This is a genomic window from Streptomyces sp. S07_1.15 (genome assembly GCF_020739505.1).
GTDB lineage: Bacteria > Actinomycetota > Actinomycetes > Streptomycetales > Streptomycetaceae > Streptomyces > Streptomyces xinghaiensis.
Map to the genome: position 1 here is coordinate 2422175 of NZ_JAJBZK010000001.1, position 25734 is coordinate 2447908.

Sequence of the window (25734 nt, forward strand, 5' to 3'; positions counted from 1 at the left end):
CGGGCGGGCCGCGCGGTGGTCTGCACGCGGAGGGAGGCGGTCGGGGCGGGCGGGGGCGGACGGCCGCCGCCGGCGGTCGGGATCCGGCGGTCGGGGCCCGGCGTCACCGCCGTCCGCCGCCCGGGCGCCTTCACCAGCCGTCCGGGCGGTCCTCACCCGCGTCGCGGCGGTCACCCGTGCCGGGGTCGTGGCCGTTGCCGTCTCCCCCGCCGTTGCCGCCTCCGCCGTCTTCGTCGCGGTCACTGCCGCTCCCGCCCAGCAGGATGTCCTCCAGGGCCCTCCGGTCCGGCATGTTCCGGGGCCGGACCACCTCGCCGCTGCGGACGTACAGGAACGCCGCCGTGACCGACGACAGCGGAACCCCCGTCTGCTCGGCCCAGGCGAGCCGGTAGACGGCGAGCTGGAGCGGGTCGGCGGAGTGGGAGCGGCCGGTCTTCCAGTCCACGATCTCGAACACGTCTCCGTCCGGGCCGCGCTCCCGGTACACCGCGTCGATGCGGCCCCGGATGACCCGGCCCGCGAGCGTGATCTGGACCGGCGCCTCGACGCGGAACGGTGTGCGGCGCGCGTAGGGGGTCCGGTCGAACGCCTCCTTCAGCGCCGCCAGATCGCGCTCGTCCGCGATCTCCTGCCCGGCCGCGCCCTCGTCGTCGAAGCCGCCGGGGAGCTCCTCCGGCCCGAGCAGGGGCAGCGGCAGTTCCTCGAACCGCGACTCGACCCAGGCGTGGAAACGGGTGCCCCGGCGGGCGGCGGGCTGCGGCGGGCGCGGCATCGGCCGGGCCAGCTCGCGCGCGAAGCCGCCCGGGTCCGCGGCGAGACGCAGCAGCTGGGAGGTGCTCAGCGTGCGGGGGACGGGCACCTCGCGCACGGCCTCGCGGGCGCGGCGCAGCTCGCCCGCGAGCGCTTCCAGATCCCGGTCCCAGGACGCCACGGTGCGGGCCTCCTCGGGGATGAGCGGGCCGGCGGCGGGCTCCGCGTCCGGGTCCGTCTCCGCGGTGCGCTCAGGTCCGCCCGGAGCGCGGGTCCGGGCCGGGACGGCACCGGGGCGGCCGGGGTGCGGAGGGCCGGAGCCGGGCTCCGTGGTGTCCGGCTCACGCGGGTGCTCCCCGGCTCCGTCGCGCTCCCGCGCGGGGCCGGGTACGGCGCCGTGGGCGTCGGCACCGCCGAGGGCTCCGTCGTGGGCACCGTCGTGGGCGCCGTCGGCGTGGGGCGGGGCGGGTTGCCCGTCCCGCCCCGGGATCCGCGACGACGGTGCCGGCCCGTCCTCCCCGGCCGCCGCGTGTTCGGGCACGCCACCGGGGCGCCGTCCGTCCGGGTGCTCGGCGTCACCGCCGGCCCGCACGGCGCCGTGACCGTACGCGGCGGGTCCGGGCTCCGCCGCCCCGCCGTCCGCCGCCCCGCCGTCCGGCACCGCGCCGTCCACCGTCCCGCGCCCCGCCGTCGCGCACCGTTCCGCACGGCCGTGGCCTCGGTCCGGCCGGCGGCCCGGTGCCGCAGGGGCCGTTCCGTGCTCCGGCCGGTCCGGTGGTGCGGGCCGTGCGGGTGCACCGCCGCCGGGGATGAACGGATCGTCCTCGTCCTCCGGCGGGGGCGGCCAGTCCGGATCCCGGGGCGGTTCCGGGTTCCAGAGCTCCGGTCCCCAGAGCAGGTCCAGGGGCACCTCCGCACCCGGCGCATCCGCACCCGGCACCTCCGCACCGGCCGCTTCGCCGCCGGTCCCCGCCGCGCTCCCCGGCTCCGCGTACCGCTCCGCCCCGCCGGCACCCCGGACGCCGCCCGTATCGCCCTCCGCCCCGCCCCCGACGGCGTCCGCCGGATGCGGCAGGGCCTCGGTACCGGGCGCACCGGGGCCGGCGGAACCGGCAGGACCGGCGTCCGCCGCCCCGGGCAGCCCGCGCTCTCCCGGGGCGATCCGGTCCAGGTGGGCCATGACGCGCTCCGCCGCCCTCCGGCGCAGCGCCAGCGCCGCCGGGTCGAGCGGCAGCGGCCAGGGCTGCTCCTCGGCGGCCTCCCGCAGAGCCGGGTTCTCCTCGCCCTCCGCGGGCGGCCCGGCCCAGGCGTCGATCTCCCCGTGCCCCGCCTCGCAGTGCCCCCGCAGCTCTTCGAGGAACGCGGAGGGGCCGCGGGGCCGCTTCTGCGACGGCCCCCACCAGTGGCCCGACGCGAGCAGCAGCGACCGCGGACGGGTGAACGTCACATAGCCGAGCCGCAGTTCCTCGGTCGCCTGGTGTTCCTTCATCGCGGCCCGGAAGGTGTTGATTCCCTCCCCCGTCCACGCGGTGACATCCGGCAGGGTGCCGGCGTCACCGCGCAGGGCGTGCGGCACGACCTTGGCCCGGGAGGTCCAGGAGTCGCGCGGCTGTGCGCTGGGGAACTGCTTGGCGACCAGGCCGGGTACGGCGACGACGTCCCACTCCAGCCCCTTGGACTTGTGCGCGGTGAGGACCTTGACCGTGTTGTCCCCGCCGGGCAGGGCGTTGTCGAGGCCCTTCTCGTGCTGCACGGCGGTGCGCAGGAAGCCGAGGAAGGCCAGCAGGCCGGCCTCTCCGTCGAGTGCGGCGAAGGAGGCGGCGACGTCCAGGAAGTTGCCGAGCGTCTCGCGGCGGCGGGCGGCGAGCGCGTGCGGCGAGGCGGAGAGCTCGACCTCCAGGCCGGTGGTGGCGAGCACCCGGTGGAGGACGTCCATCAGCGGATCGGCGAGCGAGCGCCGCAGCTCGCGCAGCTCGGCCGCGAACCGGGCGAACCGGACCCGGGCCGCGGCGGAGAACGGCAGCCCGTCGTCGGAGCGTTCGGGCCGGCCGGACGGGCCGGCTCGTCCCGCCCCGTCCGGGACGAGGAAGGTGTCGAGGGCGTCGGCGAGCGAGACCGCCTCGGCGGGGTCGGTGCCCTCGACGGCCTCGGCCAGCCGTCGGTCCGGGTCGTCACCGGCGTCGCCGTCCGGCCGGGAGCGGACGAGGAGACGGGCGCGGCGGCCGAGCAGTGCCAGGTCGCGCGGGCCGATCCGCCAGCGCGGTCCGGTGAGCAGCCGGACCAGCGCGGCGTTGGCCGTCGGGTCCTGCAGCACCTCGCAGACGGCGACCAGGTCGGCGACCTCGGGCAGATGCAGCAGCCCGGAGAGGCCGACGACCTCCACCGGGACGTCCCGTTCGACGAGCGCGCCCTGGATGCGGGCGAAGTCGCCGGCCGTGCGGCAGAGCACGGCGATCTCGCCCGGCGGGGTGCCGGTGCGGACCAGGTGGGCGAGGGAGTCGGCCAGCCAGGCCAGCTCCTCGGCGTGGGTCGGGAGCAGCGCGCAGCGCACGCCGCCGTCCCGCTCGGCTCCGGGCGCGGGGCGCAGCGCCTCGACGCCCTCGTGCATCTCGCGCAGGGGGGCGGCGAGCCGGTTGGCGAGGTCGAGGAGGCGGCCGCCGCTCCGGCGGTTCTCGCTGAGCGCCTGGCGGCGGGCGGGGCGGCCGGCCGCGTCCGGGAAGTGCCGGGGGAAGTCGTCGAGGTTGGCGACGGACGCGCCGCGCCAGCCGTAGATGGCCTGGCAGGGATCGCCGACCGCGGTGACCGCGTGGCCGGTGCCGCCGCCGAACAGCCCGGAGAGCAGGATGCGCTGGGCCACGGAGGTGTCCTGGTACTCGTCCAGGAGGACGACCTCGAACTGCTCGCGGAGGATGCGGCCGACCTCCGGGCGGGTGCGGGCGAGGGTCGCGGAGAAGGCGATCTGGTCGCCGAAGTCCAGCAGGTCGCGGTGGCGCTTCTCCTCGCGGTAGGCGCTCACGAGTTCGAGGAGTTCCAGCCGGGCGCGGGCGGCTTCGGGGACCTTCCGCAGTTCGGCGTTGCTCAGCCGGGCACCGTCCAGCTCGCGCAGCAGCGCGGTGTCGTGCGCGCGCAGCCGCTCGGGCTCCACGAGGTGCTCGGCGAGTTCCGCGTCCAGCGCGAGCAGGTCCTCAACGAGGGCGGGGAGGGACTTGGTGAGGGCCGGGTACGGGCCGGGGGCGGTGCGGAGCACGCGCGCGGCGAGCTGGAAGCGGGTGGCGTCGGCGAGCAGCCGGGCGGTGGGTTCGAGGCCGATGCGCAGACCGTGTTCCTTGAGGAGCTGCCCGGCGAACGCGTGGTAGGTGGAGATCTGCGGTTCACCGGACGGCTCGTCGCCGGACGGGGCCCCGGCCGGGGCTCCGGAGGGACCGGGCTCGCCACCGGCCCGGACCCGCTCCCGCCCCTCGCGGCGCGGCCGCGGCAGCGCTCCGGGGCCGGGGCCCGGACCGGGGTCCGGGTCGGTGATCCCGGCGGCCGCGAGGGCCCTGCGGACCCGCTCGGTGAGTTCACCGGCCGCCTTGTTGGTGAAGGTCAGGCCCAGCACCCGTTCCGGCGCGACCTGTCCGGTGCCGACCAGCCAGACGACGCGGGCGGCCATCACCGTGGTCTTCCCCGAGCCGGCTCCGGCCACGATCACCTGCGGGGCGGGCGGCGCCGTGATGCAGGCCGTCTGCTCCGGGGTGAAGGGGATGCCGAGGAGCTCCTTGAGCTGCTCGGGGTCGGTGATGCGTGCTGCCACCCGAGTGAGGCTAGCGGTGCCCGCCGACAGCCGTGGCCGCGGCGGCGTCCGCGGCGGGCCCGGAGCCCTGGTGCCCGGGGGGCGGAGGGCGACAGGGCAGGGGCTGGGGCCGGGGCCGGGGCCGGGGCTCCGGAGACGGTCCGCGTCGGATCCGCGCCGGTTCCGGCTCCGGCAGCCTAGCCGTCGCGGGCGGGCCCCTGCCGCCGTTTCCGCGGTACCGGACTCAGTCCACGACGTGCCGGCCCTCGGGCCGGGCGGAGCAGGAGTTCTGGAAGGCGCAGTGCCCGCAGTGCTGTCCGGTGCTGGGAGTGAAGCGCTCGTCCAGGACCCGGCCGGCCGCGTCGGCGAGCAGCCCGCTCACCCACTCCGCCGGTTCGCCGGCCTCCGTCACCGGCGGCTCCTGCGCCTGGACGGCGGGCAGGGCGTCACCGCCCTCCTTCTTGGGCGCCCCCAGCCGCAGATGGACGAGTTCGGCGCCGCCCGCCTCCGGAGTACGCCCCCCGAAGACCTCGTCCAGCGCCCCCTCGCGCACCGCGAGCTGGTAGACGGCCAGCTGCGGGTGGACGGCGACCTCGGGGCCGGCCGGCTTGGACTTGCCGGTCTTGAAATCGACGACGTAGGCGCGCCCCTCGGCGTCCGCCTCGACCCGGTCCATGCTGCCCCGGATGCGGACGGCGTGGTCGCCCGCCTCCAGCGTCACGTCGAAGTCGTGTTCGCCCGCGACCGGGGTGCGGGCGCCGCGGTCCAGGACGTGCCAGCTGAGGAAGCGCTCCAGCGCCGCACGTGCGTTCTCCTTCTCCTGGCGGGACTTCCAGGGGGCGTCGAAGGCGAGGGAGTCCCAGACGGAGTCCAGCCGCTCCATGAGGACGTCGAGATCGGCGGGGGTGCGGCCGGAGGCCACCTCGTCGGCGAGCACATGGACGACGTTGCCGAAGCCCTGCGCGGCGGTCGACGGCTTGTCCGCCCTGACCTCCCGCCCCAGGAACCACTGGAGGGAACAGGTGTTCACCAGTTGGTCCAGCGCGCTGCCGGAGAGGGCGACGGGCTGGTCCCGGTCGCGCAGCGGGACCCGGTTGTGCGTCGGCTCGTACAGGCCCCACCAGCGGGTGGGGTCCGCGGTGGGCACGAGCGGGCGGCCGTCCTCGTCCCGCAGCGCGGCCAGCCGCGCCAGCCGCTCGGCCGCCGCCTCGCGCAGAGCCGGTGAGGCGGCGGGATCGACGGTGGTGGCCCGCAGCTCGGCGACGAGCGCCGCCACCGACAGCGGGCGCCGCGGGCGCTGGGTGACGTCGACCGGGTCCGTGCCGAGTTCCGTGAGGAAGCGGGAGGGCTGGTCGCCGTCGTCCGCGGGCGCCTTGACGGCGGTGACGACGAGCCGTTCGCGGGCCCGTGTCGCGGCGACGTAGAACAGCCGCCGCTCCTCCGCGAGCAGGGCGCCCGGGGTGAGCGGTTCGGCGATGCCGTCCCGGCCGATCCGGTCGGCCTCCAGCAACGAGCCGCGGCGGCGCAGGTCGGGCCAGAGCCCCTCCTGCACCCCGGCGACGATCACGAGGTGCCACTCCAGGCCCTTGGCCCGGTGCGCCGTCATCAGCCGGACGGCGTCGGGCCGGACGGTGCGGCCGGAGAGCGTGTCGGCGGCGATGTCCTGGGCGTCCAGCTCCTCCAGGAAGTTGAGGGCGCCCCGGCCGCCGATGCGCTCCTCGGCGCGCGCGGCGGTCTCGAACAGCGCGCAGACGGCGTCCAGATCGCGGTCCGCGTTGCGCCCGGCCGCGCCGCCGCGCAGGGCGGCCCGCTCCAGCCGCGACGGCCAGGGGGTGCCGTCCCACAGCTCCCAGAGCGCCTGTTCGGCCGTGCCGCCGCCGGCCAGCAGCTCGCGCGCCTTGCGCAGCAGCGTGCCGAGCCGCTGCGCGCCCCGCGCGTACGCCGGGTCGTGCGCGACGAGCCGCTCCGGTTCGGCGAGGGCCTCGGCGAGCAGGACGTCGGACGGGCGCGGCAGCGGGTTGCCCGCCGCCCGCTCCTCCTCGCGCAGGGCCCGGCCGAGCCGCCGGAGGTCCGTGCTGTCCATGCCGCCCAGCGGGGAGGTGAGCAGGGTGAGAGCGGTCTCGGTGTCGAGCCGGGCCGCCCACGGCTCGGGCTGGAACCCCGGCTCCGGTTCCGGGCCGGCCCCGGCCGCCCGGGTTCCGGCCTCCGGTCCCGCCGCCGGGGCCTCCCCCGCTTCCGTCCCGGCTCCCGCTCCGTCCTCCGCCCCGGCCGCGGCCTCCGCCCCGGCCGCGACGCCGTCGGCCGTGCCGCCGTCCGCGAGGTCCCGCCGGCCGGGGAGCGCGGCCGTCGCCGCGGCGCGCAGCGCCGTCAGCAGCGGTGCCACCGCCGGCTCGTTGCGCAGCGGCAGATCGTCGCCGTCGACCTCCACGGGGACGCCCGCCGAGGTGAGCGCCCGGCGCACGCCCGGGATGGAGCGCCCCCCGGCGCGCACCAGGACGGCCATGTCGCTCCACCGCACGCCGTCCTCCAGGTGTGCGCGGCGCAGGATGTCGGCGATGTTGTCCAGCTCGGCGCCCGCCGTCGGATAGGTGAAGACCTCGGCCCGGCCGCCGTCCCGTACCGGTGCGAGCTCCCGGTGGGCGCGGACGACGTCGGCGGGCAGCCGGGGCAGCGGCATCCGGCGGGTGACGAGGCGGCTCGCCGCGAGCAGGGCGGCACCGGACCGCCGGGAGGTGCGCAGCACGCGCACCGGCGCGGGCCGGCCGCCGGCCCGCGGGAAGGCGTGCGGGAAGCCGAGGATGCCGTTCACGTCCGCGCCGCGGAAGGCGTAGATGGACTGGTCGGGGTCGCCGAAGGCGACCAGGGAGCGGCCACGGCCCGCCAGCGCGTGCAGCAGCCGGACCTGCGCCGCGTCGGTGTCCTGGTACTCGTCGACCAGCACGACGTCGTAGCGCCCGGCGATCTCGGCGGCGACCTCGGGGCGTTCGGCGAGCAGCACGGCCCGGTGCACCAGTTCGGCGTAGTCGAGCACGCCCTGCGCGTCGAGGACGTCGAGGTACTCCGCGAGGAAGGAGGCCGCGGCGCTCCAGTCGGGCCGTCCGGTCCGGGCCGCGAAGGCGCCCAGCGCGCCGGGGCCCAGGCCGAGCTCCCGGCTGCGGGCCAGGACGGCGCGGACCTCGTCGGCGAAGCCGCGGGTGGTCAGGCAGGCGCGGAGGTCGTCCGGCCAGCGCACCGCGCCGCGCCCCCCGCGCTCCAGCTCGGTCTGCCCGGCGAGGAGCTCACGGACGACGACGTCCTGCTCGGGGCCGGACAGCAGCCGCAGGGGATCGGCGAAGAGATCGGCGTCCTGGTGCGCCCGCACCAGCGCGTAGCAGTACGAGTGGAAGGTGGTGGCCTGCGGTCCGCGGCCGCCGAGCCGGGCGGCCATCCGGTCGCGCAGTTCCACGGCGGCCTTGCGGCTGAAGGTGAGGACGAGGATGCGCGCCGGGTCGGTGCCGCGGCGCACCCGCTCGGCGACGGTCTCCACGAGGGTGGTGGTCTTGCCGGTGCCGGGCCCGGCGAGTACGAGCAGCGGTCCCCCGCCGTGCTCAACCACAGCGCGCTGGTCCGCGTCCAGGACAGGAGGGGCCACCGGCCCGGGCGGGGTCCGCACGAGCCGGTACGGACCCGCCGGCTGCTGCCGTACCCGCGGGTGCGGGGAGAGGGACGGGAGGGAGGTGCTCACGTGGGTCGCCGGTCCTGGTGGGTGTGCTGGTCGCCGTGTGCCGGGGGGTGCCCGGTGACGGCCGGGTGTGACGGTGGTGCGCGGGTGCCGCCCGTCCGCGGCGGCGGGGGCGCCCCGCTCATGGAAGCACGGGGCGCCGCGCGGCACACCGGTCCGTCCGGGGCCCGGGGAGAACGCGCGGGCGGCTCACGGGGAAAACCCGCGGGCGTTTCACGGGCCGGATGACGGATGCTGTCCGATGTGATCCCCCGCCCCGGCACCGCGCTCCGCGCCGCCCCCCGCGCCGCGCGGGGCGGCGCCGTTCCCGGCTGCCGCCACGCCGGTGCCGCCGTCCCAGCGGGCGGCCGCCAGATCGATGCGCGGGGTCCGGCCGGAGCCGCCCCGGGGCTGCCGCAGGGGGGTGCCCTCGGCGCGGTAGCGGTCGAGGGCCCGTCTCTCGTGCCCGGGCAGCAGCGCTCCGTCGGCGCGCACCACGCGCCACCACGGGACGGCGCCGCCGTAGAGGGCCATGACCCGGCCCACCTGCCGGGGGCCGGACTCGCCGAGCCACTCGGCCACGTCGCCGTACGTCATCACGCGGCCGGGCGGGATCAGTTCGGCCGTCGCCAGCACCCGCTCCGCGTACTCGGGCAGGTCCCCCGGTCCCTCCGGGGTGCTCTCTCCACTCATCCGGCCCATCCTGCACCACGGCGCCGACACCGTCCCGGTGCGGCCGCCGGCCCGGTCCGGGGCGGCGCGCCGAGGGGCGTGCGTGGGATTTCCCACGCCTCCGAAATGCGCCCTCCTGCCCCTCGATCGGGCGCAACCGTGACACCATCTTCCGGGCGGTGACTGGTGATACGAGACCAAGAAGAGACGGCAGAGCAGCGGAACGGCCGCGGCCCCGAGGGGGCCGGCAGCTCCGCCGCGCCGCCGCGCCCGGACGTCCCCGCCGGTCACACCGCCGCCGGCGGCGCCTTCCCGGCCGACGGCTCCTCCGGTGACTCCTCCTCCGACGGCGCCTCTCGCGACTCCTCCTCCGACGGCTCCTCCGGGGACGCCGCGGCCGGCCGCGAGCGCGCCGACTCCGGCGCCACCCCCGCGGGGCGGCGCGCCGAGGAGCACACCGACCCCGTCTCCGGGGACGAGCCGCTGCTGCCCGCCCGCGTGCACCGCCCGCCCGACCTCGTGCGGCTGCTGGTCGGCGTGCTCGGCATCGCCGTGGTCCTGGCCGTCGCCGCCTTCGCCCACGGCACGACCGAGGGCCTGGAGAAGGACATCGGCAAGGGCACCGGCCAGGCGCCCACCCTCCTGATCAACTTCGCCGGTCTGGCCTCCAGCGTCGCCGTGCTGATCGTGCCGGTGGCCTTCGCCATCGAACGGCTGGCCAAGCGCGACGGGCTGCGCATCGCCGACGGTGTGCTGGCGGCCGTCCTGGCCCACGGCCTCGCGCTCCTGACCGACCTGTGGGTGGCCGAGTCGGCCCCCGGCTCCATCCGGGACGCGCTCACCCAGCAGGCGCCCAGTGGCGATGTGACCGACCCGGTGCACGGCTATCTGGCGCCCGTCATCGCCTATATGACGGCGGTCGGGATGGCCCGGCGGCCCCGCTGGCGGGTGGTCCTCTGGTTCGTCCTGCTGCTCGACTCGCTGGCGGTGCTCGTCGGCGGCTTCTCGACCCCGTTCTCGATCGTCGTCACCGTGCTGCTGGGCTGGACTGTCGCCTACGGCACGCTCTACGCCGTCGGTTCGCCGAACGTACGGCCGACCGGGCAGACGCTGCTGGCCGGTCTGCGCCGCGTCGGCTTCACCCCCGTCCGCGCGCTGCGCACCGAGGACGACCAGGAGGCGGAGCGGCAGGACCGAGGCCGCAGCTACCTCGTCACCCTGGAGGACGGCCCGCCCCTCGACGTCACCGTCGTCGACCGCGAACAGCAGGCACAGGGCTTCTTCTACCGGGTCTGGCGCCGGATGGCCCTGCGCGGCATCACCCAGCGCCGCAGCCTCCAGTCGCTCCGCCAGGCACTGGAGCAGGAGGCGCTGCTCGCCTACGCCGCCATCGCGGCCGGCGCCAACGCGCCCCGGCTGATCGCCACCTCGGAGCTCGGCCCGGACGCCGTGATGCTCGTCTACGAGCACACCGGCGGCCGCAGCCTGGACTCCCTGCCCGAGGACGAGATCACCGACGACCTGCTCCACGGCGCCTGGCACCAGGTGCGCGCACTCCAGTCGCGGCGGATCGCCCACCGCAGACTCGTCGGCGACGCGATCCTGGTGGACCGCTCGGGCGGGGTGGTCCTCACCGACCTGCGCGGCGGCGAGATCGCCGCGAGCGACCTGGTGCTCCGCATGGACGTGGCCCAGCTGCTGACGACGCTCGGGCTGCGGGTGGGCGCCGAGCGGTCGGTGAGCGCCGCGGTCGCCGTCCTCGGCCCGGACGCCGTCGCCGACAGCCTGCCACTGCTCCAGCCGATCGCCCTCAGCCGCGCCACCCGCGCCGAACTCCGCAGACGCGCCAAGGACCGGGCGCAGCGTGAGCGGGAGGCGGCGGTGGAGGCGTCCCGGGCCCGGCACGCCGCCGCCCACGGCCCGTCCTCGCTGCTGCCGGACCGCAAGGCGGTACGGGCCGAGAAGCGGGCCCTGGACGAGGCGATCGAAGAGGCCCGCGAGGAGGACCTGCTGGCGCAGATCCGGCGGCAGGTCCTGCTGATCCGCCCGCAGGCCCCGGTCGAGCCGGCCCGGCTGGAACGGATCCGGCCGCGCACCCTCGTCACCTTCATCGCGGGCGCCTTCGCCGCGTACTTCCTGCTCTCCCAGCTCACCCATGTGAGCTTCCGGGACGTCGTCGCCGAGGCCCGCTGGGGCTGGGTGGCGGCGGCCCTGCTCTTCGCGGCGCTCAGCTACCTCGGCGCCACCCTGAACCTCCTCGGCTTCGTCTCGGAGAAGGTGCCGTTCCTCCGGACGGTGATGGCCCAGGTCGCCGGCTCCTTCGTGAAGCTGGTCGCCCCGGCCGCCGTCGGCGGGGTGGCGCTCAACACCCGCTTCCTGCAGCGGGCGGGGGTGCGCCCGGGGCTCGCGGTGGCGAGCGTCGGCGCCTCGCAGCTCGTCGGCCTCGGCCTGCACATCCTGCTGCTGGCCACCTTCGGCTATCTCACCGGCACGGAGCGCACCCCGTCGCTCTCGCCCTCCCGCACCGTGATCGCCGGACTGCTGACGGCGGCGGTGCTGACGCTGATCGTCACGGCGGTGCCCGTGCTGCGGAAGTTCGTCTCCACCCGGGTGCGGTCGCTCTTCGCCGGGGTGGTGCCGCGGATGCTCGACATCATGCAGCGTCCGCAGAAGCTGCTCACCGGGATCGGCGGCACGCTGCTGATGCAGCTCGCGTTCGTCATGTGCCTGGACGCCTCGATCCGGGCGTTCGGCGGCGAGCTGAGCTACGCGAGCATCGCCGTCGTCTTCCTCGCCGGCAACGCGCTCGGCTCGGCGGCCCCGACCCCCGGCGGCGTCGGCGCGGTGGAGGCGGCGCTCACGCTGGGCCTGATCGCGGCCGGCCTGCCGAAGGAGATCGCCACCCCCGCGGTGCTGCTCTTCCGGCTGATGACGTTCTGGCTGCCGGTGCTGCCGGGGTGGTTCGCCTTCACGCAGCTCACCCGCAAGGCGGCCATCTAGCAGCCACCGGGCCGCGGCGGCCGAGGCCTTCCGGGACGACACGATCCCTGCCCGCCGGGCCCGCCCCGTACGGCCGCGCCCTGTTCGCGGCACCGCAGCTGCCGGACCTCGCACGCCGTTCGTCTTGCATCTGCGAGGAAAACATCCGTACAGTGCCGCACATGCGGTCCTACACCATCGGACGGGCGGCCCGGCTGCTCGGCGTCAGTCCCGACACCGTCCGCCGCTGGGCGGACTCCGGCCGGCTCCCCACCCGCCGGGACGGCGCCGGCAAGCGGCTGATCGAGGGCCCGGATCTGGCCGCGTTCTCCGTCGCCCTGGCTGCCGAGGGCCACCCGGGGGACGGCGAGGAGGAGCCGTACACCACCGCCCGCAACGCCTTCCCCGGAATCATCACCTCGGTGAAGACCGGCGATGTCGCCGCGCAGGTGGAGGTGCAGGCCGGTCCGCACCGCCTGGTGTCCCTGCTGACCCGGGAGGCGGTGGAGGAACTGGGGCTGGCCGTCGGGATGGAGGCGGTGGCCCGGGTGAAGTCCACCAACGTCCACATCGATCTCCTCTGAGCCGCGGAGCAGCAGCCATGCACCACAGCAGCTCCGCACCCCGCGCGGTGGCCGCCGCGCGCGCCTCACTGGCCGCCGCCGCGGCCGCACTCGTGTTCGCCTCCGCCACCGCCTGCGCCCCGGGCTCCGGATCCGGCTCCGGCTCCGGCTCCGGCGGCACGGAGGCGGACGGCGGTACGACGGAGCTGACGGTGCTGGCCGCCTCCTCGCTCACCGATGTGTCCGCCCGGCTCGCCACCCGCTACGAGCGGACGCACCCGGGAACCTCGGTGCGCCTCTCCTTCGCCGGTTCGCAGGAACTGGTGTCCCAGGTACGGCAGGGGCTGCCCGCCGACGTGGTCGTCACCGCCGACACCACCACCATGGACTCCGTGGCGGACGACACGGAGACCCCGGCCGTCATCGCCGGCAACGAACTGGCCATCGCCGTGGCCCCGGGGAACCCCGAGAACGTCCGGGGCCTCCGCGATCTGGGGCGGGACGGCCTCAAGGTCGTCCTGGCCGCCCCCGAGGTCCCGGTCGGCCGCTACAGCGAGCGGGTCCTGGACGGGGCGGGCGTCACCGTCACCCCCGTCTCGCGGGAACCGAGCACCCGGGCGGTCCTGAGCAAGGTCCGGCTCGGGGAGGCCGACGCCGGCCTCGTCTACCGCACCGACGTCATGAGCGCCGGGGACGCGGTCTCGGCCGTGGACCTGCCCGAGGGCCGGAACGCCGCCGTCTCCTATCCCGCCGCCGCGCTCAGCGGCTCCCGCCACCCCGCCGCGGCCGCCGAGTTCGTCCGCTGGCTCGGCTCGCAGCCGGCCCGGCGCCTGCTGCGCGACGCCGGGTTCACCGCGCCGTGAGCCGCACCGGAACCCCCGGGGCGTCCCCGGGGAAGCCCCCCGCGGAACGCCCGGGACGGCACGGCGGGAGCGCCGGCGGCACCACCGCCCGGCGCGCCCGGCCCGGAGCGCGGAAGCGTCTCCGGCGCCCCGGAGGGCGCCCGCCGCTCGCCCTCGCGCTGCCGGCCGCCCTCGCCGTCGCCTTCCTCCTCGTCCCGCTGGCCGGTGTGCTCGCCGGGACACCCTGGACCGGACTGCCGGAGCGGCTGACCCTGCCCGCCGTCCTGGAGGCGCTGACGCTCTCCCTCGCCGTCTCCGGCTGGGCCCTGCTGCTGTCCCTCGTCCTGGGGGTGCCGCTGGCCTGGCTGCTGGCGCGCGTCCGCTTCCCCGGCCGGAGCCTGGTGCGCGTCCTGGTGATGCTGCCGATGGTCCTGCCGCCCACGGTCGCCGGTGTCGCCCTGCTCCAGGGCTACGGACGCCGGGGCCTGCTCGGCGGCCGGCTGGAGGCGTGGACCGGGCTCACCCTGCCCTTCTCGACCGCCGGGGCCGTCGTGGCGGCGGCCTTCGTCTCCCTCCCCTTCCTGGTGATCAGCCTGGAGGGGGCGCTGTCCGGCCTCCATCCGCGCTACGAGGAGACGGCCGCGTCCCTGGGCGCCTCACCGCTGCGGGTGTTCGCCACCGTGACCGTGCCGATGGTCGCGCCGGGCCTGCTCGCGGGGGCGGCGCTGTGCTGGGCCCGGGCGCTCGGCGAGTTCGGGGCGACGATCACCTTCGCGGGAAACCTCCCCGGGACGACCCAGACGCTGCCCCTCCAGGTCTACCTCCTGCTCCAGGACGACCCCGAGGGCGCGACGGCGGTCTCCCTGCTGCTGCTCGCCATCGCGACGGCCGTGCTGATCGCGCTGCGCGGCCGCTGGCTGACCGGCCGGCGTCCGGTGGCCTCCGCCCCGGCCGGGGCGAACCACTCCGCGCCTCCGCCCGGCGCGGCCGACGGCGGCACGCGCGCCCCCGCGGACGGCGGCGCGGAGGCGGGCCCGGACGGCGGTACGCGGAGCGCCGGCCCGGCCCCGAACCCGGGCCCGGATCCGGACCCCTCCCCGGAACCGTCCCCGCCCGCCGCGCCGGACGGCGGACTCCCCCTCACCGCGGAGGTCACCGGCTCCACCCGGGTCTCCCTCGGCGTGCCCGCCGGAACGACCGTCGCCGTCGTCGGCCCGAACGGGGCGGGCAAGACGACCCTGCTGCGCGCCCTCCTCGGGCTCACCCCCCGCGCCCGGGCCGAACAGCTGTTCCTCGGCGACCGCGATGTCTCCGCGCTCCCCCCGCACCGCCGCGGTGTCGCCTGGGTACCGCAGGACGGCGCCCTCTTCCCGCATCTCTCGGCCCTCGCCAACACCGCCTACGGCGCGCGCGCCCAGGGCGTGGGCCGGGCGGACGCACGCCGGGAGGCCCAGCGGTGGCTCGACCGGCTCGGCGTGGGCGGGCTGGCGCACCGGCGGCCCGGGGAACTCTCCGGCGGCCAGGCGCAGCGCGTCGCCCTCGCCCGGGCCCTGGCCGCGCGCCCCCGGCTGCTGCTCCTGGACGAGCCGCTCGCCGCGCTCGACCAGACCACCCGGGCCGCGGTGCGCCACACCCTGCGCACCCATCTGGCCGGCTTCCCCGGCGTCTGCCTGATCGTCACGCACGATCCGGTCGAGGCGGTCTCGCTCGCCGGTCGGGTGCTCGTCCTGGAGGAGGGCCGGGCCGTGCAGTACGCGGCGCCCCCGGAGGTCTCCCGCCATCCGCGGTCCCCGTGGGTGGCGCGGATGCTCGGCCGGAACGCGTGGCCCGGCACCACCGCGGCGGCGGACGGCGCCGGTGCGGCCGGTGTCCTGCGCCTCGACGGCGGCGGACGCCTGGTGGCCGCCGACCCGCTGCCGCCGGCGGGCAGCCGGGCGCTGGCCGTGGTGGGTCCCGAGGCCGTGTCCCTCCACACCCGGCGGCCGTCCGGCAGTCCGCGCAACGTCTGGCGGGGCACGGTGCGGGAGATCGGCGCGCAGGGCGGGCGGCTGCGGGTGCTGATCGACGCGGAACCGGACGTCGTCGCCGAGATCACCCCGCAGGCGGCGGCCGATCTGGCACTCGCCGAGGGCTCCCCGGTCTGGGTCGGGGTCAAGGCCACAGAAGTCACTTTCGTCACCCTCTGACAGACCCAGGGCCTACGATGTTGCGTCGTCGTTCCTCTCACGTCGAGCGCCCCCGAGCCGACGGTTGCCAGGCGAAGTGGAGCCCACATGTCCAGAACCGTCCGGGCCGGGGCGCTGGCCGCCGTCGCGCTGCTGCTGGCCGCCACCACGGCCGCGTGCGGGGACAAGGAGAAGGGGGAGGGGAGCTCGCCCGGGAAGGCCGCCGTGTCCGCCTCCCCCGGCGCGGACGGCGGGGAACCGCCCTCCCTGCCCGCCGCGTTGACCGGCCAGAAGCCGCGCTGGAAGGAGTGCGGGGCACCGGCCGCGGCGCTCGGCTCCACGGGCCGGGCTCCCGGGGCCCGCTGGCAGTGCGCCACGGTCGAGGCACCGCTGGACTACGCCGACCCGGACGGCGACACCCTCTCCATCGCCCTGATCCGCGCCCGGGCCACCGGCCGCGGGGAGCGGATCGGCTCACTCCTGCTCAACTTCGGCGGCCCCGGCAACTCCGGGGTGGCCAGCCTCCCCGGCTGGGGCACCGTCTTCGACGACCTGAACTCCCGGTACGACCTGGTGGGCTTCGACCCGCGCGGCGTCGCCGGGAGCTCCGGGGTGGTCTGCCGGGACAGCGACGCGATGGAGGCCGCGGCGTCCCGGCTCGACCACACACCGGACGACACGGCGGAGGAGAAGGCGTTCCTGGCCGACGCCAAGGACTTCGCGGCCGGCTGCGAGCGCCGGTCCGGCGCGGTGCTGCCCCACGTCGGCACCGAGAGCGCGGCCCGCGACCTGGACCTGCTCCGCGCGGTCCTCGGTGACGACAAGCTCCACTACCTCGGCTTCTCCTACGGAACCCGGCTCGGCGCCGTCTACGCCCACCTCTTCCCGCAGCGGGTGGGGCGGCTGGTGCTCGACGCGGTGAGCGACCCCTCAGCGGACGACGTGCGGCACGCGCGCAACCAGACCACCGGCTTCCAGCGGGCGCTGGACAACTACCTCGCCGACTGCGCCGCACAGGGCGCGGCCTGCCCGGCCGGCGGCGATCCGGCGGCCGGCGCCGAGAAGATCGCCGGACTGCTGCGCCGGCTGGACCGCGATCCGCTCCCGGCCTCCGGCGGACGCGAGCTGACCGAGTCCCTGGCCCGCACCGGCATCGTCCGCGCCCTCTACACCGAGCAGCTGTGGGAACAGCTGACCGGCGCCCTGCGGGAGGCGTTCGAAGCGGGCACCGGCAGCCGGCTGCTCGCCCTGGCCGACGCCTACAACGACCGGGACGAGAACGGCCGGTACAGCAGCCAGAGCCACTCCCAACGGGCCATATCCTGCGCCGACTCCGCCGACCGGATGAGTCTCGGCGAGGCCCGTGAACTCCTGCCGGAGTTCCGCGAACTCTCCCCGGTCTTCGGGGAGTTCCTGGCCTGGGACCTGGCCGGCTGGTGCGCCGGCTGGCCGGTGCGGGAGGACGCGGGCCGCCCGGAGGTGAGCGCGGAGGGCGCTGATCCGATCCTGGTGATCGGCACCACCGGCGACCCGGCGACGCCCTACGAGGGCGCGAAGATCATGGCCGACGGGCTCGGCGAGGGCGTGGGCGTCCATCTGACGTACGAGGGCGAGGGCCACGGCGCGTACAGCTCGGGGAACGCCTGCATGAAGGAGACCGTCGACGCCTACTTCCTCGACGGCGAGGTCCCCGAGGACGGCACGACCTGCTCCTGAGCCCCGCCCGCCGGACGGGCCGGGGCCCGGACGGCGCCCCCGGACACGCGGGAAGGCCCCCCGGCGCACCGCTCGGTGCGCGAGGGGCCTTCCGCGGACCCGTGCCGGCCGGGCCGCCGGCACCGCCGGTCAGTAGACCGGCTTGTCCGGCTCTATCTGGTGGACCCAGCCGATCACGCCGCCGCCGACGTGGACGGCGTCCGAGAAGCCCGCGTTCTTCAGAACCGCGAGGACTTCCGCGGAGCGGACACCCGTCTTGCAGTGCAAGACGATCTTCCGGTCCTGGGGCAGGTCCTGAAGGGCGGTGCCCATCAGGAACTCGTTCTTGGGGATCAGCCGCGCCCCGGGGATCGAGACGATCTCGTACTCGTTGGGCTCCCGGACATCGATGATGTCGATCTTCTCATCGCTGTCGATCCACTCCTTGAGCTGCGCCGGAGTGATCGTGGAGCCCGCCGCCGCCTCCTGCGCCTCCTCGGAGACGACACCGCAGAAGGCCTCGTAGTCGATGAGCTCGGTGACGGTCGGGTTCTCGCCGCAGACCGCGCAGTTCGGGTCCTTGCGGACCTTGACCTGCCGGTACGTCATCTCCAGGGCGTCGTAGATCATCAGCCGGCCGAGCAGCGGCTCGCCGATGCCGGCCAGCAGCTTGATCGCCTCATTGGTCTGGATCGACCCGATCGACGCGCAGAGCACGCCGAGCACGCCGCCCTCGGCGCAGGACGGGACCATGCCCGGCGGCGGCGGCTCCGGGTAGAGGCAGCGGTAGCACGGCCCGTGCTCGCTCCAGAAGACCGAGGCCTGGCCGTCGAAGCGGTAGATCGAACCCCAGACGTACGGCTTGTTCAGCAGCACGCAGGCGTCGTTCACCAGGTAGCGGGTGGCGAAGTTGTCCGTGCCGTCCACGATCAGGTCGTACTCGGCGAAGATCTCCATCACATTGGAGCTGTCCAGCCGCTCCGCGTGGATCCGGACGTCGACGTAGGGGTTGATGCCCTGGATGGTGTCCCGGGCGGACTCCGCCTTGGGCCGGCCGATGTCGGCCTGGCTGTGGATGACCTGGCGCTGCAGGTTGGACTCGTCCACCTCGTCGAACTCGACGATGCCGAGGGTGCCCACGCCCGCGGCGGCGAGGTACATCAGGGTCGGCGAGCCCAGCCCTCCGGCCCCGACGGCCAGCACCTTGGCGTTCTTGAGCCGCTTCTGCCCGTCCATCCCGACATCCGGGATGATCAGGTGGCGGGAGTACCTGCGGACCTCGTCGACGGTGAGCTCGGCGGCCGGCTCGACCAGGGGTGGCAGCGACACGGGGACTCCGTTGGTCGTTAAGAGGACAGTTGGTTCTCTCCGTAACACTGCCACGCCCCTTCTCATTCCGAGACACGCGTTCCGATCCGCGAGACGAATTCGTCCCAGTACCCGGGCAGCGCCTCCCAGGGGCCCCCGGCGTCGCCGCGGTCGGTCCGGTCCGTGAAGTAGACGGTCCCGGCCCCCAGCCAGCGGGCGGTCCGCAGCGCCTGCTCCAGATGGCCGCGCGGCAGGCAGTGGACCAGGTGGCAGAACCGCTCCGGAGGGTACTCCGCCGTCCACTCCGGCGCCTGTGACCAGCGGTACTCCGCCCACGGCCCGGCGAAGGTCACCAGCTGGCAGCCCGGGATCTCCGCGAAGCCGGGGTCCGGGTGCAGCCCGTGCTCCAGCACCAGATGCGCGTCCTGCCGCAGCGCCAGCAGGGCGTCCGCGAGGCGGCGGACCCCGTCGAGGGCGGCGTACCGGCCCGGGCAGCGGCGCAGATAGAAGCCGTCCGTCCGGTACCACTCGGTGAACCGCCGCGCGTCCCGGACGATCTCGCCGAACGGCCGGGTGCCGTGGCCCAGGTCCAGCAGGCCGAGGACCCGCACCCCGCCGTTCCGCAGCCGTCCGGCCGCCTCCAGGCAGCGCGGGTCGGGCAGCGCGCCCGGCCCGCGCGCGACGTCGAGGACCGCCCAGTCCAGCGGGGTGTGCGGACGGGTGAGAGCCGTCCACTCCGCGGGGGCGAGCAGCGGATGCGCGCAGCCGGGCACGCCGACGCCCGGCCGGCCGGGCGCTGCCGCTCTCACGTCCCGGCGGGGACCGCTCCGGGTCAGAGACGACATGCCGCCTCCATCCAGATGTCGGCGAGCGACTCCTCCAGAGCGATCCGGGGCCGCCAGCCGAGGCGGTCGCGGGCGGTGCGCACGTCCGCCTGCTGCCAGGCGCCGCAGCCGTCGGGGTACGGATGCGGGGACGGCGGGGGCGGCTGCTGCTCCCCCGTCCCGCCTCCGCCGGGCCCGCGCTGAGACGCGATGTCCAGCTCGCGGACAGCTCCGCCGAATCCGGCCACCCGCGCAAGCACTCCGGCCACGTCCCGCAGCCGCACGGCCCGTCCGGTCCCGATGTTGACGACGCCCTGGGCGGCCGACAGGGAGGCCGCGTGCACGGCGCGCGCCACGTCCCGTACGTCCACGAAGTCGCGCTGCACGCCGAGGCCGCCGACTCTGAGTTCGGTGTCGCCCGACTGGATGGACCGCCGCATGGCCTCGGCGAGCCGGCCGAGCGGCGAGCCCGCCGGCGTACCGGGCCCGGCCGGCGAGAACACCCGCAGCACCACGGCGTCCAGGTCCGAGCCGAGAACCAGCTCGGTCGCCGCCAGCTTGCTCACCCCGTACGGCCCGCCGGGGCGCGGCACCGCGTCCTCGGCCGTGGAGGAGCCGGACTGCGCGGGCCCGTACTCCGAGGAGCAGCCCACCTGCACCAGCCGCGCACCGCAGCGGCTGCGGCGCAGGGCCTCGCAGATCGTCGCCACGGCGACGGTGTTGTGCCGGGTCAGCTCCCGGGCACCGCCGCGGGTGGTTCCCGCGCAGTTGACGACCACACCGGGGTGCACCGCGTCCAGGAAGCGGGCCAGCGCGCCGGGGCTGCCGCCGGCCAGGTCGAAGCGGACGTCGGCGTCGTCGCCCCGGCCGAGCGCGGTGAGCTGCGCGGCGGGGTCCGCGAGCAGCCGTTCGGCGACATGCCGTCCGATGAAGCCGTTGGCACCGATCAGCAGCACCCTCATCGCCCGCCCTCCCGCTTCCGGCCGGCGAGGTCGCCGGTGCGGCGGGACGGACCCGGGGCGCCGGTTCGGAAGTCGCGTGACGTCATGTCTCGTTCTCCTTGCGATTCGGGAAGGGCGGAGCCCGGTTCCGTGCGGGAACCGGCGGGGCGGCCGGGGTGGGGGCCGCCGGGTGACGCCGCGGCGGGGGGTCGCGGCGGGCGGGGAGGGGAGCCGGTGGTGTTTTCCGGCCGTGACGGTCTGCCGGTGATCAGCGCACCCGGCGCGCGGGGCGGGGACCCGGCGGCGGGGGACGGCCGGCGATGGGAGCGGAACGTTCCGCCTCCGCCCGGGAGGCCCTGCCGCGGAGGCCGGCGGAGGGTGCCGCGGCACAACCCGCGCCCCGCGGTCCCGGGGCGCCCCGGGACGCCTCTGCCTCACGGGTCGCATACGGACCCACACGTTCCGTGAATACGCCAACGCGCACGAGTGCACCACCTGTCTCCGCAAGGCCGTCCGGCGGACAGCGGGACGACCGTACGAGGCCGCCGGGCGGCCCGACGGACGGTTGTCCGCAGCACCACCAAAAGGGGTGAATGCTCGTGACTTTTCAGGCCCGGAGGCGTTGCGTGATCATCTTCCCTGGCGCCGGGCGGCTGTCACCGGGCCTCACCCGGCCCGCCGCACGCCCGGGAGCAGCAAGGCCGCACGCCCGGAAGCAGCAGGCAGGGCCGTGACATCACGTGGCACCGGCGCACGCCACTGCGCCCCGGCAGCCGCCCCGCCGAAGCCCGGCGGGAGGCGGGGCCGCGGCGGGCCGGTGGTGGAGCGGCGGGCGGACGGGCGGACGGTGAAGCAGCGTCCCCGGCCCGGGCGGCCCGGAGGCTACGGGAACGGCCAGGCGTTCGGCCGGCAGGTGATGCCGGCCGAGGAGAGCGATTTGGTCTGCTGCATCATCACCGGCGCCAACGCGCCCTGCGCGGTGCAGGACCGGTGGTTCAGGCCGAGCCGGTGGCCCACCTCGTGGTTGATCAGCATCTGGCGGTACCCGGCGATGTCGTCGCCGAAGGTCTTCGAACCCCGCGCCCAGCGGTAGGCGTTGATCAGCACCCGCGGGGTGGACGCCGAGTCGCAGGAAACGTTGTCCACGGTGGTGTCGAGTCCGGACTTGGCGCACCAGACCCCGGTCGTCCCGGGGCTGGCCAGCGTGATCACGAAGTCCGCGTCGGCGCCGGTCACCCGGTCGAAGGTGCGGGCCCCGCCCCGGGACCAGCTCCGCTCGTCGTTGAGGGTGCGGTGGACGGCCTCGGCGAAGAGGTCGCCGTCCAGCGGGAGGTCCTTCTCGACGTCGACGCGGTAGCGCACCACCTGCCCCTTGCCGGTGCCCTCCGCCGGACTGCCGACGGTTCGGAAGGCGCCGGGGCCGGCGAGCTGCGGGTCGAGGGTGTCCTTGCGCGCCAACCGGTCCGCGTACGACAGCCGTTGCGGCTTCCGGACCACGCCGCCGGGCTGTTCCACCGCCTTGCGGTCGTCGGAGCGGGAGAGCCCCGCGCCGTCGTCACGCTGTCCGCCGCCGAGCACCGGGGCGGCATCGCTGTTCGGGCCGCCGTCGGCGACCTGTCCGGCCACGACGATCGCCAGCACGGTCGTCACGGCGGCCGCCGCGACCCCGGTGAAGGCGCGGCCCCTGCCGCCCTTCTCCGCGGTCTCACCGGTCCCGGAGTGGCGGGCCTGGCGGTCGGGGTCGTCACCGCCGCCCGTGCCCCCCGTGCCAACCCCGTCGCCGTCCTCCGGCGGTTCGCCGCCCGCCGCCGAGGGCTCGGGTCCGCGGCCGCCGTCCGGACCGCCGGGCCGCGGCCGGGCGGGCGGCGCGGGGGTACGGGCCGGGAACACCCCGTCGTCGAACGCCTCGACGAAGTCCTGCCGGGGCCTCGGCACGGTCCCGGACGCCGGCCGCAGCGGCGGGGCGACACCCGTGGCGTACGGCGCCGGGCGCGCGGTCGCGGCGCCCCAGCCGCCGCCGCCCTCGTACTGCTGGGGGTGCCCGCCGCGGACCCGGGGCGTGCCGTGCGGCGGTGTCCCGTGGGCGGGAACGCCGTGCGGCGGGGTGCCGTACACCGGGGTGCCGTGGGCGGGCGTCCCGTGGGCGGGCGTCCCGTGCGGGGGTGTGCCGTACGCGGGCGTGCCCCGCGGCGGGGTGCCGTACACCGGGGTGCCCCGCGCCGGAGTGCCCTGCGGAGGCGTGCCGTACGGGCCGTCCTGCGGCCGCGGGGCCCTGGGCGCCCGGGGGCGTTCGTACGGTGCGCCGGGAGCCGTCGCCACGGCCGGCCCGCGCCGGCCCGCGCCCGGACCGGCGGGTGTTCCGGTGGCGGCCGGCGCGTCCGGCCCGGGGGATCCGGTGTCCCCGGCCGGCTCGGTGCGGCTCCGACGGCTATGACGTCCCACGCGTCGCTTCAGCTCCTGCCCGCATCAGCGGTCGTCTCGTGCAGCAGTTCGCGGAAGGCCCGCGCCACCGCCTCCGGGTATTCCATCATTGCTACGTGTCCGGCCTCCGGCAGAGCGAGAAGCCGGGAGTCGCGGAAGGCCGAGGACGCCCGGCGGGCCATCCGGAAGGATACGAGCCGGTCGCGACCGCCGTAGACGAGCAGGGTCGGTGCGAGCACCCGCTCGGCCTGCCGCCACAGAGAGTGTTGCCCGCCGAGGGTGTACGCGTCCACCACACCCCGGGCCGAGCGTGTCATCACGTCCCAGAAATACGGCAGTCCGAGGCGCCGCTCGTACTCCGCGACGGCGGCGCGGAACCCCTCGGCGTCCACGCGCGCCGGGTCTCCGTAGCAGAGCGTGAGCACTTCGCGGGTGCGCCGCTCGGCCGTCCAGTCCCTGGTCACGCGGCTGAACAGGGCGGCCGCGCCGGGCACCGCGAGCAGTCCGGTCGGGACGGCGGACAGCTGGGGGCGCCGCTCGGGCAGCGCGGGCGAGACCAGGGTGAGGGTGCGCACCAGGTCGGGACGGACCGCCGCGACGCGGGTGACAACGGCTCCCCCGAGGGAATTCCCGAACAGATGGACGGGGCCGCGGCGGGAGGCCTCCAGCAGCCGTATGACGGCGCGGGCATGCCCGGATATCGAGTAGTTGCCGTCGTCGGGCGGCGGGGAGAAGCCGAAACCCGGGAGGTCCACCGCCTCCGCGTCCAGATGCCCCGTCAACTCCCGCATCAGGGCGGACCAGTTGGCGGAGGAGCCGCCGAGCCCGTGGACGTACAGCGCGGGCGGCAGCCCCTCGCGGACGGGCGGCCGGGTACGGACGGCGAGGGTCAGTCCGGGCAGGGCGACGGTCCGCACTTCCTCACCGGGGACGGCCGCGGCCCCGTGCGCCCCGGTCACCTCGGCCGCGGCGCGGGCCCACGGCAGTTCGGTCGACGACATGCCGCAATGTTACGAGACGATCACACCCCCTCCCGTGTGTCCGCCGTCACACAGCGCACCGGGCCCGCATAGCGGGGGACCGCCGCTGCTCCTAGGCTCGGTACGGAGAGCTCGGGTTCGGTGTAAGAGCGCTCGGCCTGGAAAGGGAAGCACGCATGTCAGCAGATCCCACAGAACCGGACACCTTCGAGGACGAGACCGGCCCCGGCGAGGAGGAGCCCGACATCGAGACCCCCGAGGCGGACGCCGCCGAACAGCGCGCCGAACTCCTGGAGCAGGAGGACGCCCCGCTGCCCGACCACGTCCCCGACGCCGCCAACCCGGCCGACGCCGTGGAGCAGGCCCGGGTGGTGGAGATCGACGAGGAGGACTACCGCTGAGCCACCGGCAGCCGCACCCGGAGGGCCGGGAACGCCGGCGCCGGAGCCGGGAGCCGGCCCGCCACCGGGGCGGTTCGCCCCATATCTCCGCAATGCCCTGTCCGGTCGGTGAAATTGTCGGTCGGCACCGCGCACAGCCGGGTTACCCGAAAGTACGATGGCGGCGCGGTGCTCACCGTGCACGGAACGAATTTTGGGAGGCGGCGTGACAGCCATCGAGCAGACCGAGGCGCGCCCGCGGGGCACGCGCCTGCCGCGCCGAGCCCGTCGCAACCAGCTCCTGGGGGCCGCCCAGGAGGTCTTCGTGGCCCAGGGGTACCACGCCGCGGCGATGGACGACATCGCCGAGCGCGCGGGGGTCAGCAAGCCGGTGCTCTACCAGCACTTCCCCGGCAAGCTCGATCTCTACCTCGCCCTGCTGGACCAGCACTGCGACGCCCTCCTGGACGCCGTCCGCACGGCTCTGGCCTCGACCTCCGACAACAAGCTGCGCGTCGAGGCCACCATCGACGCCTACTTCGCGTACGTCGAGAACAAGGGCGGCGCCTTCCGGCTGGTCTTCGAATCGGACCTCACCAACGAGCCGGCCGTCGCCGAGCGCGTCGAGCGCGTCAGCCTGGAGAGCGCCAAGGCCGTCAGCGAAGTGATCGCCGAGGACACCGACCTGCCGTCCGAGGAAGCGATGCTGCTCGCCGTCGGCATGTGCGGCATGGCCCAGATCACCGCCCGCTACTGGCTCGCCTCGGGCCAGCAGGTGCCGCGCGACGCCGCGGCCAAGCTGATCTCCTCGCTCTCCTGGCGCGGTATCGCCGGCTTCCCGCTGCACGGCTCGAACCAGCAGGACTGATCCGGCGCCGTCCCGTGTTCGCCGCAAGCGTGCGGCCGTACACGGGTACGGGTCCCGGACGGGGCTAATCTTGCCTGCGTACGGCGCGGCAGGCCGCGCACCCTTCCCCGGGCCCGTTCGCCGGGGAAACCGAAAACGTCGGAGGGACATAGCCGTGGAGGTCAAGATCGGCGTGCAGCACACGCCTCGGGAGATCGTTCTCGAGAGCGCGCAGACTGCCGACGAGGTCGAGCGTGCGGTGGCGGACGCGCTCGCCGGCAAGGCACAGCTGCTGACCCTGGTCGACGAGCACGGCCGCAAGGTTCTGGTGCCGTCCGAGAAGCTCGCCTATGTGGAGATCGGCGAGCAGGCGGTCCGCAAGGTCGGCTTCGGCGCCCTGTAGACCGGGACAGACCCGCAGCACACCGCACGCGCGGCGGCCCGGTGGTCCAACGACCACCGGGCCGCCGCGCGTCCGCGTACCGGGGCCCGGCCGGAGCCACCCGAACCACCCACCGGACCCGGAGGATTACCGTCCGGAGGCGCGGGGTACGACGCAGCAGGGGCCGGCGCCGCGCCGTCCGCCGGCCACGGAAACGGGAGGGACGCTGCGATGCTGTGGGAAGCCCTGGGATCGGTTCTGATCGGCCTCGCCGTCGCCTCCGCCGGGGTGCGGTGGCTGTCCGGCCGTCTCCCGGCCTCGCCGCTGGTGTACGCCACCGGCCCCGTCGCGGCCCTCTTCGGCTGCCTGATCACGCGCACGGTGGTGGGGCCGGACCACGCCCTCGCGAGCCTGACCGGGGCCCTCGTCGTCGCCGCCGCGCTGCTGTCGCTGCTGGTCCGCAGGCCGGGGCGGATGCGCCGGTCGGCCGCGGCCTGACGGTCCCACCCGACC

The 25734-nt window shown here is 76.0% G+C and carries 17 protein-coding genes; 9 read left to right on the forward strand and 8 right to left on the reverse strand.

Annotation, left to right across the window (positions count from 1 at the left end; genetic code table 11):
- Nucleotides 1–130: 130 nt before the first annotated feature.
- The 3 genes from LIX60_RS10225 to LIX60_RS10235 form a co-directional block, all read right to left on the reverse strand.
- On the reverse strand, nt 131–4543 hold the full coding sequence (locus LIX60_RS10225; protein WP_227958150.1) for a UvrD-helicase domain-containing protein: 4413 nt from the start codon (nt 4541–4543) through the stop codon (nt 131–133).
- 223 nt (nt 4544–4766) lie between these two features.
- The gene (locus tag LIX60_RS10230) at nt 4767–8246 is read right to left on the reverse strand and encodes an ATP-dependent DNA helicase (protein WP_227958151.1); all 3480 of its coding nucleotides are present in this window, start codon (nt 8244–8246) and stop codon (nt 4767–4769) included.
- Nucleotides 8247–8456: 210 nt separating this feature from the next.
- On the reverse strand, nt 8457–8924 hold the full coding sequence (locus tag LIX60_RS10235; protein WP_227958152.1) for an MGMT family protein: 468 nt from the start codon (nt 8922–8924) through the stop codon (nt 8457–8459).
- Between the two features lie 156 nt (nt 8925–9080).
- Here LIX60_RS10235 and LIX60_RS10240 point away from each other — a divergent pair, with 156 nt between their 5' ends.
- The 5 genes from LIX60_RS10240 to LIX60_RS10260 all read left to right on the forward strand — a co-directional run bounded on the left by LIX60_RS10240 (nt 9081) and on the right by LIX60_RS10260 (nt 17159).
- Nucleotides 9081–11894, forward strand: a complete 2814-nt coding sequence (locus tag LIX60_RS10240) for a lysylphosphatidylglycerol synthase transmembrane domain-containing protein (protein ID WP_227958153.1) — start codon at nt 9081–9083, stop codon at nt 11892–11894.
- Nucleotides 11895–12055: 161 nt separating this feature from the next.
- Nucleotides 12056–12457: a molybdopterin-binding protein gene (locus tag LIX60_RS10245; protein ID WP_227958154.1), complete on the forward strand. Its 402-nt coding sequence runs from the start codon at nt 12056–12058 to the stop codon at nt 12455–12457.
- A 17-nt stretch (nt 12458–12474) separates the two neighbouring features.
- Nucleotides 12475–13299: a molybdate ABC transporter substrate-binding protein gene (gene modA / locus LIX60_RS10250; RefSeq protein WP_227958155.1), complete on the forward strand. Its 825-nt coding sequence runs from the start codon at nt 12475–12477 to the stop codon at nt 13297–13299.
- A gap of 158 nt (nt 13300–13457) precedes the next feature.
- The gene (locus LIX60_RS10255) at nt 13458–15464 is read left to right on the forward strand and encodes an ABC transporter permease (RefSeq protein ID WP_227962701.1); all 2007 of its coding nucleotides are present in this window, start codon (nt 13458–13460) and stop codon (nt 15462–15464) included.
- An 87-nt stretch (nt 15465–15551) separates the two neighbouring features.
- On the forward strand, nt 15552–17159 hold the full coding sequence (locus tag LIX60_RS10260; protein ID WP_227958156.1) for an alpha/beta hydrolase: 1608 nt from the start codon (nt 15552–15554) through the stop codon (nt 17157–17159).
- A 129-nt stretch (nt 17160–17288) separates the two neighbouring features.
- On the opposite strand, the gene moeZ is transcribed toward LIX60_RS10260, so the two are convergent.
- The 5 genes from moeZ to LIX60_RS10285 form a co-directional block, all read right to left on the reverse strand.
- Nucleotides 17289–18467, reverse strand: a complete 1179-nt coding sequence (moeZ, locus tag LIX60_RS10265) for an adenylyltransferase/sulfurtransferase MoeZ (protein WP_227958157.1) — start codon at nt 18465–18467, stop codon at nt 17289–17291.
- A 62-nt stretch (nt 18468–18529) separates the two neighbouring features.
- Complete coding sequence (locus tag LIX60_RS10270; RefSeq protein ID WP_227958158.1) at nt 18530–19291, reverse strand: spherulation-specific family 4 protein; 762 nt, start codon at nt 19289–19291, stop codon at nt 18530–18532.
- Nucleotides 19279–20232, reverse strand: coding sequence for an NAD(P)-dependent oxidoreductase (locus tag LIX60_RS10275; RefSeq protein ID WP_227958159.1), 954 nt, complete (start codon nt 20230–20232; stop codon nt 19279–19281). Before LIX60_RS10275 ends, LIX60_RS10270 begins: the two co-directional genes overlap by 13 nt.
- Nucleotides 20233–21093: 861 nt before the next feature.
- A complete protein-coding gene (locus LIX60_RS10280; protein ID WP_227958160.1) occupies nt 21094–22416 on the reverse strand; it encodes a DUF3152 domain-containing protein in 1323 nt (440 codons plus the stop codon).
- A gap of 245 nt (nt 22417–22661) precedes the next feature.
- Nucleotides 22662–23633 (reverse strand): alpha/beta fold hydrolase, encoded by a 972-nt coding sequence (locus LIX60_RS10285; RefSeq protein ID WP_227958162.1) that lies wholly within the window; start codon nt 23631–23633, stop codon nt 22662–22664.
- A gap of 155 nt (nt 23634–23788) precedes the next feature.
- Here LIX60_RS10285 and LIX60_RS10290 point away from each other — a divergent pair, with 155 nt between their 5' ends.
- From LIX60_RS10290 to LIX60_RS10305, 4 genes are all read left to right on the forward strand, one after another.
- Nucleotides 23789–24013: a hypothetical protein gene (locus LIX60_RS10290; protein WP_227958163.1), complete on the forward strand. Its 225-nt coding sequence runs from the start codon at nt 23789–23791 to the stop codon at nt 24011–24013.
- A gap of 205 nt (nt 24014–24218) precedes the next feature.
- Entirely contained in the window at nt 24219–24860 is a 642-nt protein-coding gene (locus LIX60_RS10295; protein WP_227958164.1) for a TetR/AcrR family transcriptional regulator, read from the forward strand.
- 154 nt (nt 24861–25014) lie between these two features.
- The gene (locus tag LIX60_RS10300; protein WP_019710171.1) at nt 25015–25242 is read left to right on the forward strand and encodes a DUF3107 domain-containing protein; all 228 of its coding nucleotides are present in this window, start codon (nt 25015–25017) and stop codon (nt 25240–25242) included.
- Between the two features lie 210 nt (nt 25243–25452).
- Complete coding sequence (locus tag LIX60_RS10305) at nt 25453–25719, forward strand: hypothetical protein (RefSeq protein WP_019710172.1); 267 nt, start codon at nt 25453–25455, stop codon at nt 25717–25719.
- Nucleotides 25720–25734 lie beyond the last annotated feature (15 nt).